General features: G+C 75.1%; 7 protein-coding genes. 6 read left to right on the top strand and 1 reads right to left on the bottom strand.

What is annotated here, in order from left to right; translation table 11 throughout:
• The first annotated feature begins 32 nt into the window (after positions 1-32).
• Genes CcI49_RS03850 through CcI49_RS03825 form a run of 6 tightly spaced genes read left to right on the top strand, consistent with a single transcriptional unit; the run spans position 33 to position 8,039 of the window.
• Entirely contained in the window at positions 33-1,076 is a 1,044-nt protein-coding gene (locus CcI49_RS03850; protein WP_054567389.1) for an ABC transporter substrate-binding protein, read from the top strand.
• Between the two features lie 17 nt (positions 1,077-1,093).
• On the top strand, positions 1,094-2,095 hold the full coding sequence (locus CcI49_RS03845) for a TauD/TfdA family dioxygenase (RefSeq protein WP_083749284.1): 1,002 nt from the start codon (positions 1,094-1,096) through the stop codon (positions 2,093-2,095).
• On the top strand, positions 2,092-3,837 hold the full coding sequence (locus tag CcI49_RS03840) for an ABC transporter ATP-binding protein (RefSeq protein ID WP_241839880.1): 1,746 nt from the start codon (positions 2,092-2,094) through the stop codon (positions 3,835-3,837). Before CcI49_RS03845 ends, CcI49_RS03840 begins: the two co-directional genes overlap by 4 nt.
• Complete coding sequence (locus tag CcI49_RS03835) at positions 3,834-5,918, top strand: ABC transporter ATP-binding protein (RefSeq protein WP_241839879.1); 2,085 nt, start codon at positions 3,834-3,836, stop codon at positions 5,916-5,918. The genes CcI49_RS03840 and CcI49_RS03835 overlap by 4 nt, the downstream gene beginning before the upstream one ends.
• Positions 5,908-6,954, top strand: a complete 1,047-nt coding sequence (locus tag CcI49_RS03830; protein ID WP_076824438.1) for an iron chelate uptake ABC transporter family permease subunit — start codon at positions 5,908-5,910, stop codon at positions 6,952-6,954. Before CcI49_RS03835 ends, CcI49_RS03830 begins: the two co-directional genes overlap by 11 nt.
• Positions 6,951-8,039 (top strand): iron chelate uptake ABC transporter family permease subunit, encoded by a 1,089-nt coding sequence (locus CcI49_RS03825; protein WP_241839878.1) that lies wholly within the window; start codon positions 6,951-6,953, stop codon positions 8,037-8,039. Before CcI49_RS03830 ends, CcI49_RS03825 begins: the two co-directional genes overlap by 4 nt.
• A gap of 22 nt (positions 8,040-8,061) precedes the next feature.
• Here CcI49_RS03825 and CcI49_RS03820 read toward each other — a convergent pair whose 3' ends face one another.
• The gene (locus CcI49_RS03820; protein WP_198955445.1) at positions 8,062-8,460 is read right to left on the bottom strand and encodes a BlaI/MecI/CopY family transcriptional regulator; all 399 of its coding nucleotides are present in this window, start codon (positions 8,458-8,460) and stop codon (positions 8,062-8,064) included.
• Positions 8,461-8,731 lie beyond the last annotated feature (271 nt).

The raw sequence follows: 8,731 nt of genomic DNA, 5'->3' as shown, positions 1-8,731 counted from the left end.
CGGTATACATCCCAGAAGGGCGCATCCCTCCCATGAAGAACTCGATCGAGCGCCTCCCCGGCGGCCCGCTCTCGCGCAGGTCGTTCCTGCTGTCCCTGTCGGCCGGCGCGGTGGCGGTCGGGCTGGCCGGCTGCGGTGACGACGGCGATCCCGTGACCGGCGGCTCGGCCGGCGCGGGCGCGGGCTTCCCGCTGACGATCAAGGGCGCGGAGGGGGACACCGTCCTGCCGGCCCGTCCGGAGCGGATCGTCACCGTCGGGTTCATGCGTGACATCGACGAGGCGGTGTCCCTCGGGGTCGTGCCGGTCGCGGTCACCCCGGCGACGAACTTCGACTCCGGCCTGCCGCCCTGGGTCGAGGCGAAGCTCGGCAGCGCGAAGGCGCCGGAGCAGCTCAGCTACGAGGACAACCTGCCCTTCGAGCGCATCGCGGCGCTGACCCCGGACCTGATCCTCGCCACCGACAGCTACAGCCTCGCCGACGACTTCGCGAACCTGACGGCGATCGCGCCGACGCTGTCCTACGAGACGGACGTCGCCGAGGACACCTGGCAGACCCGGGTGACCCGCATCGGCAAGGCGCTCGGGAAGTCGGAGGCCGCCAGCGGGCTGGTGACGGAGGTCGAGGCGGGCATCGCCACGGCGAAGGAGAAGAACAGCGCGGCGCTGGCGGGGAAGACCTTCAGCTTCAGCCTGCTCAACGGCGAGGGCCAGCTGGCCACGATCATCCTGCCGACCGACGCCTCGGCCCAGTTCCTGTCGAGTCTCGGCCTGACGCTGTCGTCGAAGGTCAAGGACCTGGAGCAGGCCGGGCCCGCGGGCCGGGCGGTCGTGTCCCAGGAGCGCACCGACCTGCTCGACGCCGACATCGTGCTGTTCTCGTTCCGCGACGACGACGAGCGCACCCAGGTCGAGTCGGACCGGCTGTTCCAGGCACTGCCGGCGGTGAAGCGCGGTGCCTACGTGCCGCTGGAGGTCGAGACCGCGCTGTCGATGGCGTTCCCCTCCACGCTGAGCATCCCCTACGCGCTGGAGCAGATCGTGCCGAAGCTGGTCGCGGCGGCGGGCAAGGCCTGACCGCCTTGGCCGACCGCATGACATCCACTGAGGCGCTGACATCCACGGAGCCGGCGGCGCCCGCCGGGCCGCTGCTGGTCGTCGAGGGCGCCGGGCCTGTCACGGACCTGCTGCACCGTGACCGGGCCCGGCTGCGTGCGCGGCTCGCCGCGAGCGGGGCCATCCTGCTGCGCGGTTTCGACGTCGGCGGCGCCGACGGTCTGGCGGCAGCCGTCCGCGCGCTCGCCGACGAGCCGCTCGCCTACACCGAGCAGTCCTCGCCGCGCAGTGTGATCAAGGGCAACGTCTACACCTCGACGGACTACCCGCCCACCGCCGAGATCCCGCTGCACAACGAGATGTCCTACCAGGCGGTCTGGCCGCTGACCCTGTTCTTCCACTGCGTGCGCCCACCCCTGACCCAGGGCGCCACCCCGCTGGCCCATGTCCACGCGGTGCACGAGCTGATCGACCCGGACGTCCGCGCCGAGTTCGTCCGGCGCGGGTGGATGGCGGTCCGCACCTATGGCGAGGACGTCGGTCTGCGGTGGCGGACCGCCTTCGGCACGGACAGCCGCCAGGAGGTCGAACGGCAGTGCGCCCGTGGTGGCCTGACCCCCACCTGGACCGGCACGGACGGCCTGCGCACCACCGCCGTGCGCCGCGCCGTGCACCGCCATCCCGTCACCGGGCTGCCGCTGTGGTTCAACCATGTGGTGATCTTTCACGAGAGCAGCCTGCCGGCGGACGTCCGCGAGGTGCTCCTCGACGCCTACGGGCCTGACGGGCTGCCGAACAACTCCCGCTACGGGGACGGCGGCGTCATCCCCGACGAGGTCGTCGAGCATCTGCGGGCGTGCTACCGCGCGGTGTCCGTCCGCTTCGACTACCAGGAGGACGACCTGCTCGTCGTCGACAACATGGCTGTCGCGCACGGCCGTGAGCCCTACACCGGTCCGCGCCGCATCGCCGTCGCGATGGCCGAGCCCTCGGAGCTGTCGGGGCGCTCGGAGTCGTCGGACCCGGGCGCGGCCCGGTGACCACGGGTACGAGGACGCTGCGCCGGTCGATGCGGGCGCACGGTGGGCGGATCCTGGCCGCCGCGGCGCTGTTCGTCGGCTACCAGGCCGGCGAGGCGCTCGTACCGGTGCTCATCGGTGTGATCATCGACCGGGCGACCGCCGCCGGGGACGCACCGAGCCTGCTGCTCTGGCTCGGTGTGCTCATGGCGGACTTCGCCTTCCTCTCGCTGTGCTGGCGGTCCGGGATGCGGGTCGCGCTGTTCGCGGGAGTGCGGGCCGACCGGGCGTTCCGGCTCGCCGTCACGGAGCGGCTCCTCGACGACCGGGGCACGGCAGGCGCCTCCGACCTGCCCGCCGGGGCGCTGGTGAGCATCGCCACGGCGGACGTCCGGCGGATGACGATGGTGAACTTCCTGCTCCCGCACGGCGTCGCCGCGATGGTGGGCGCGGTCGTCGCCGGTGCCGCTCTGGTGATCGTGTCCGTGCCGCTCGGGCTGCTCGTGCTGGTGGGCACACCCGTCCTGCTGGCGGCGGCGCGCTGGCTGGCGGTGCCGCTGGAACGGCGGGCCGAGCAGCAGCAGGACCGTGCCGCGCACGCGGCCGGTGTCGCCGTCGATCTGATCCGGGGCATCCGCGTGCTCAAGGGGCTCGGAGTGGAGACGGCGGGCCGTGCCCGGTACCGGGACGTCAGCCGCGCGTCGCTGGCCGCGACCCTGCCGACCACCCGGGCCGAGGCGGGGCACACCAGCGCGCTGACCGCCCTGACCGGCTTGTTCCTCGCGCTCGTCGCGCTGGTCGGCGGCCGGCTCGCCGCCAAAGGCGAGATCACCATCGGTGAGCTTGTGTCCGCGGTCGGTCTCGCCCAGTTCCTGCTGACTCCGCTGACGACCTTCGGGGAGATCATCGCGGCGCTGGCCGCCGGACGGGCATCGGCGGCCCGGGTCGGCGCGCTGCTCGACGACGAGGGCCGCATGCTCGACGCGGCGGGCCGCGTCCCAGACCCGGCCGGCGAGGGCGACAGCCGCGTCCCGGCGGGCGATGGCGACGGCGATCTCCCCGCTCCGCGCCCGGCCCGCGAGAAGATCGTCCTGTCGGGGGTGCGCGGGCCCGGGCTCGACGGTGTCGATCTCACCGTCGCGGCGGGCGGGCTCGTCTGCGTCGTCACCACCGACCCGGCCGCCGCCACCACGCTGGTGCGCTGCCTGGCCGGGGAGGCCGAGCCGGAAGCGGGCCACATCCTGCTCGACGGGACGCCACTGGGCGCGCTCGCGCCGGCGGCGGTTCGCCGGACGATGCTCGTGCCGCCGCATGACGGCAACCTGTTCGAGGGCAGCCTGCGGGAGAACATCGCCGCCGGCCGGCCCGGCGACGTCACCCGCGCGGCCCGCGCCGCCCGCGCCGACCAGGTGGCGGCGGCGCTGCCCGACGGCCTCGACGGAGCGGTCGCCGAGCGGGGGAGATCCCTGTCCGGCGGGCAGCGCCAGCGGGTCGCGCTCGCACGGGCGCTGCACGCCGACCCACCGGTGCTGGTGCTGCACGAGCCGACGACGGCCGTGGACACCGTCACGGAGTTGGAGATCGCCGCCGGGCTGCGGGAGCTGCGGGCCGGGCGCACCACGCTGATCGTCACCAGCAGCCCGGCCCTGCTCACCGCGGCCGACCGGGTCGTCCTGGTCGAGAACGGCCGTGTCACCGCCACCGGTGCCCACGACGTCCTGGCACGTTCCAGCGCAGGCTACCGAGAGGCGGTGCTGGCGTGAGCGCGCCCGTGGACGATGCCGCGGTGCCAGTGCCGGTGCCGGCATCCGAGCCCGTGCCGGTGCGAGAGCCCGTGGCGCGGCCGGCCGGCAGGCCGGTCGACGGGCCGATGGCACCGGGCGCGACCGGAGCGGCAGGGGGGCAGGCGCCGGCGGAGCTGCTGCCGGTGGCGGATGCCCGGGCCACCCGCACGGCGGTGCGGGCGCTGCTGGGTGCGCACCGGCGCCGGGCGGTGCTCGCGGCGGTCTGCCTGTTCGCCGCTGCCGGTTGCGGTCTGCTCACCGCGCCGCTGCTCGGCCGCGTCGTCGACCGGGCCGCCGCCGGGGACTCCGCCGGCGTCGACGGGCCGGTGCTGGCGCTGGTCGTCGCGGCCGTGGCACAGGGCCTGCTGGCCTTCTGCGGGCTCACGGCGGTGGCCCGGCTGGGCGAGCAGGTGCTGGCGACGATCCGGGAGGCGTTCGTCGACCGGGCCCTCGACCTGCCGCTGGAACGCGTCGAGCGTGGCGGCTCGGGTGACCTCTCCTCCCGGATCACCGAGGACATCGCGATGATCAGCGAGGCCGTCCGGGGACCGGTGCCGGAGTTCGCGCAGTCGGCGCTGACCCTCGCGCTGACCCTGGTCGGCCTCACCGCCCTCGACTGGCGTTTCGCCGCCGCGGCGCTGGTCTGTGTGCCGATACAGGCCGCCACCGCGCGCTGGTACCTGCGGCGCTCCGGCCCGGTGTACGGGGAGCGCCGCCGGGCGTCCRGAGGTGAGCAGCAGCAGCTGCTGGAGACGATCGGCGGGATGCGCACCGTGCGGGCGTTCGGGCTCGCCGACGACCATCTCGCCCGGGTCGCGAGCCGAGTCGACCGCACCGTCGCGGCGGTGGTCACGGTCACCCGCCTGCAGACCCGCTTCTTCGGCCGGCTCAACATCGCCGAGGCGGCTGGCCTGGCCGCCGTGCTGGTGACGGGATACCTGCTGGTCGACGCCGGCGAGGTGACCATCGGCGCGGCGAGCGCCGCGGCACTGTACTTCGCCGCCGTCTTCGGCCCGGTCAACTCGGTGCTGTTCCTCCTGGACACCCTGCAGTCCGCCACCGCGAGCCTCGCCCGGCTCGTCGGCGTGATCGAGCTGCCCGGGCCACCGCGGCCGGTCGCGGCGCCGGGCCCGGCTGACGGCGCGGTGACGGTGCGCGAGCTGAGGTTCTCCTACCGGCCAGAGCAGGAGGTGCTGCGCGGGGTGAGCTTCGACATCCCGGCGGGTGGCTCGGTCGCGCTGGTCGGCACCAGCGGGGGTGGCAAGACGACGCTCGCCAAGCTGGTGGCGGGCGTGCACGTTCCTACCGGCGGGGTGGTCCGGGTCGGCGGTGTGCCGATGGCGGAGCTGGACCCGGCGCGGCGCCGGGCCGCGATCGCGCTGGTCACCCAGGAGGTCCACGTGTTCGCCGGCACCCTCGCCGATGACCTGCTCCTCGCCGCTCCCCGGGCCGGCACCGAGCAGCTGTGGGCAGCGCTGGGCACCGCAGGGATCGCCGACTGGGTCCGCGGCCTGCCGGACGGACTCGACACCGTCGTCGGCGACGGCGGGCTCGAGCTGGACCCGGCCCGGGCCCAGCACCTGGCGCTGGCCCGGCTGGCGCTGGTCGATCCCGCGGTGGCCATCCTCGACGAGGCGACGGCGGAGGCAGGCAGCAGCGGCGCGCGCCTGTTGGACGCCGCGGCGCGCCGGGTGCTGCGCGGCCGGACCTCGATCGTCGTCGCGCACCGCCTCAGCCAGGCCGCGGCGGCCGACCTGATTCTCGTCGTCGACGACGGCCAGATCGTCGAACGTGGGACGCACGACGAACTGGTCGCCACCGCCGGCCGGTACGCGCGGCTGTGGCGGACGTGGTCGGCCACCCGGATCGGCGACGGGCCCACCGCGGCTGACGGCGCTGGCGCGCCCACCGCGGCGGACGGTGGTGGCGGAGGGCCGACGCCCGCGGAGGGCGGCGGGGTCGGCCGGGTCGACGGGGTCGACGGGGTCGACGGGGTCGACGGGCAGGTTGGGGCCGAGGCCGGCACGCCGGCGGAGCGGGGTGGAGCAGATGGCAGTTGAGGCGGTGGCCGCCGGGGCGACGGAGGCGGCCCGGACGACCCGGGCCCGCCCGGATGCGCGCGGCCTCGGGCTGGTCGTGGCGGTGCTGGCGTTGGGCGGGGCGGTCCTGCTCAGCCTCACCGTCGGGGCCCGGCACATCGACCTGAGCACCGTCTGGAGCGCGCTGGGCCACGACGACGGCAGCGAGGACGCCTACATCGTGCGGGAGCTGCGGCTGCCCCGCACGATCCTCGGTGTCGGCGTCGGGATGGCGCTGGGGCTCGCCGGCGCGCTCATGCAGGCGCTGACCCGCAACCCGCTGGCCGACCCGGGCCTGCTCGGCGTGGACATGGGCGCCGCGATGGCCGTGGTCGTCGCGATCGCCCTGCTGGGGGTCACCTCGCCCACCGGGTACGTCTGGTTCGCCCTCGGCGGCGCGGCGGCGACGTCCACGCTGGTCTACCTGCTGGGCTCGCTGGGCCGGGTGACCTCGCCGGACCGGATGGTGCTGGCCGGCGCCGCGGTCAGCGCCGCTCTCAGTGCGTTCGTCGGCTCGATCCTGATCATCGACGGGCAGACGTTCGACCGCTGGCGATTCTGGGTGGTCGGGTCGCTCGCCGGCCGCGGGCTGGACCTGGTGTGGCAGCTCGGGCCGTTCATCCTGGTGGGGGTGGTGCTCGCGGCCGGGCTGGGCCGAGGTCTCAACGCGCTCGCGCTGGGCGAGGACGCCGGCCGGGCGCTCGGGGTCCGGGCCGGCAGCGTCCGGCTGTGCGGCGCGCTCGCGGTGACGCTGCTGTGCGGCGGCGCGACGGCGATCGCCGGGCCGATCGGCTTCGTCGGGCTCGCCGTGCCGCACATGGCCCGGTTGATCACCGGGCCGGACAACCGGTGGGTGATGCCCTACTCCGCCGTCCTCGCCCCGCTGCTCGTGCTGCTCGCCGATGTGACCGGCCGGGTGCTGGTCGCTCCGGGCGAGCTCGAGGTCGGGATCGTCACGGCGTTCCTCGGCGCCCCGGTGTTCGTCTTCCTGTGCCGCCGCCGGATGGTGGCCCTGTGACCGGGCCGGTGGCGGCGCCGGCCGTCCGACCGGACGGGTCACCGGTCCCGGGGCGGGTGCTGCGGATCCTGGACGGGCGGGTCTCGGCCCGGGTGCGCCCACGGACCGTGGTCGTCGGGGCCGTGCTGGCCGCCCTGTTGCTCCTGGCATCCCTGTGGCTGCTGCTGACCGGCGACTACCCGGCGTCACCTGCCCAGGTCGTCCGCACGGTGTTCGGTGACGGCCCACGAGGGCTGGAGACCGTCGTGCACCGCTTCCGGATGCCCCGGCTGCTGGTCGCGATCGGAGTGGGCGCGGCCCTCGCGGTGTCCGGCGGGATCTTCCAGAGCCTGGCCCGCAACCCGCTGGGCAGCCCCGACGTCATCGGGTTCACCACCTGCTCGGCGACCGGCGCGCTCCTGGTCATCCTGGTCTTCCCGGACAGCCCGGTCGGCGTCCCGGCCGGGGCCCTGCTCGGCGGGCTGGTCGCGGCACTGGTGGTGTACGCACTCGCCTACCGTCGCGGCGTGCAGGGAAACCGGCTGATCCTGGTCGGCCTCGGGGTGTCGGCCGTCGCGGAGTCCGCCAACTCGTTCCTGCTCAGCCGGGCCGCGCTCGAGGACGCCCAGGACGCCCAGCGCTGGCTGGTGGGCAGCGTGAACGGCCGTGGCTGGGACTACGTCGGGCCGCTGTGGGCCGCGCTCGCCGTCCTGCTCCCGGTCGCGCTGCTGCTCTCCCGGCGGCTCGCCGTCATGGAGCTGGGTGACGACCTGGCGCTCTCGCTGGGCATCGGGGTCGAGCGGGTGCGGCTCTGCCTGGTCGTGTGCGGGGTGGCGCTGACCGCCGTCGCCACCGCTGCGGCCGGCCCGATCGCCTTCGTCGCGCTGGCCGCGCCGCAGATCACCCGCCGGCTGGTGGGCACCGGGGCTCCGGTGTTCCTGCCGGCCGCCCTCATGGGCGCGCTGATCGTGACGAGTGCCGACCTCGCCGGGCAGCGGCTGCTCCACCCGATCCAGATGCCGGTCGGGCTCAGCACCGGCGCGATCGGCGGGGTCTACCTGATCTGGCTGCTCAGCCGCGAGCTGCGGTCGGGCGGCCGGGCCTGACAGGACCCGGCCCGCCGAACCGTCAGGCGCCCTCGTCGGGTGCCTGGCGGGCGTCGAGCTCGCGAAGCATCTCCCGCACGAGCTGGCCGTCCCGACGGGAGAGCGAACCGAGGAACCGGGCCAGCACGATCTCCCGGCCCGGTGCCTCGTCCAGCACCTGGTGGAGCCGCCGGACGGTCATGCCGGCCTCGTCGGTGACGGGGCTGTAGGCGTGCGCCCGCCCCGCCCGCTGCCGATCCAGCAGGCCCTTGTCGTACAGCCGGGTGAGGATGGTGAGCACCGTCGTGTAGGCGAGGTCTCCGCCGAGCAGGTTCTGCACCTCACGCGGTGTCAGCGGCCGGGCGGCCGAGCGGAGGGTCTCCATGACGGTGCGCTCCAGGTCGCCCGGGGCACGCCGGTCGCCGGCCATCATCATGGTCATCACCTCCGCGGGTCGCGCCGATCATCGTAGTTTTCCACGTCCGCACGGTTGCGGCCGGGCAAAGAAGCTGTCGGCCGTCGGTGCCGTCGGTGCCGTCGGTGCCGTCGGCCGCGGTCCGGCGTGGGCCGGCCCGGCCTGTGGCGCCGCCCGGCAGTGCCGTCGGGCGGCGCCGGAGGGGTGTCCGCCGCGGCGCCGTCGCGGTCGCCTATAGTAGGCGCGTGCGCTCGATGACGAACCTGTGGTGGCCCGCCCCGGTGGCGGCCCACCTTCT

The sequence above is a fragment of the Frankia sp. CcI49 genome (genome assembly GCF_001983215.1).
Taxonomy (GTDB): Bacteria; Actinomycetota; Actinomycetes; order Frankiales; family Frankiaceae; genus Parafrankia; species Parafrankia irregularis.
The sequence above is the reverse complement of the archived record's forward strand: the minus strand, read 5'-3'. Positions and strand labels throughout refer to the sequence as shown.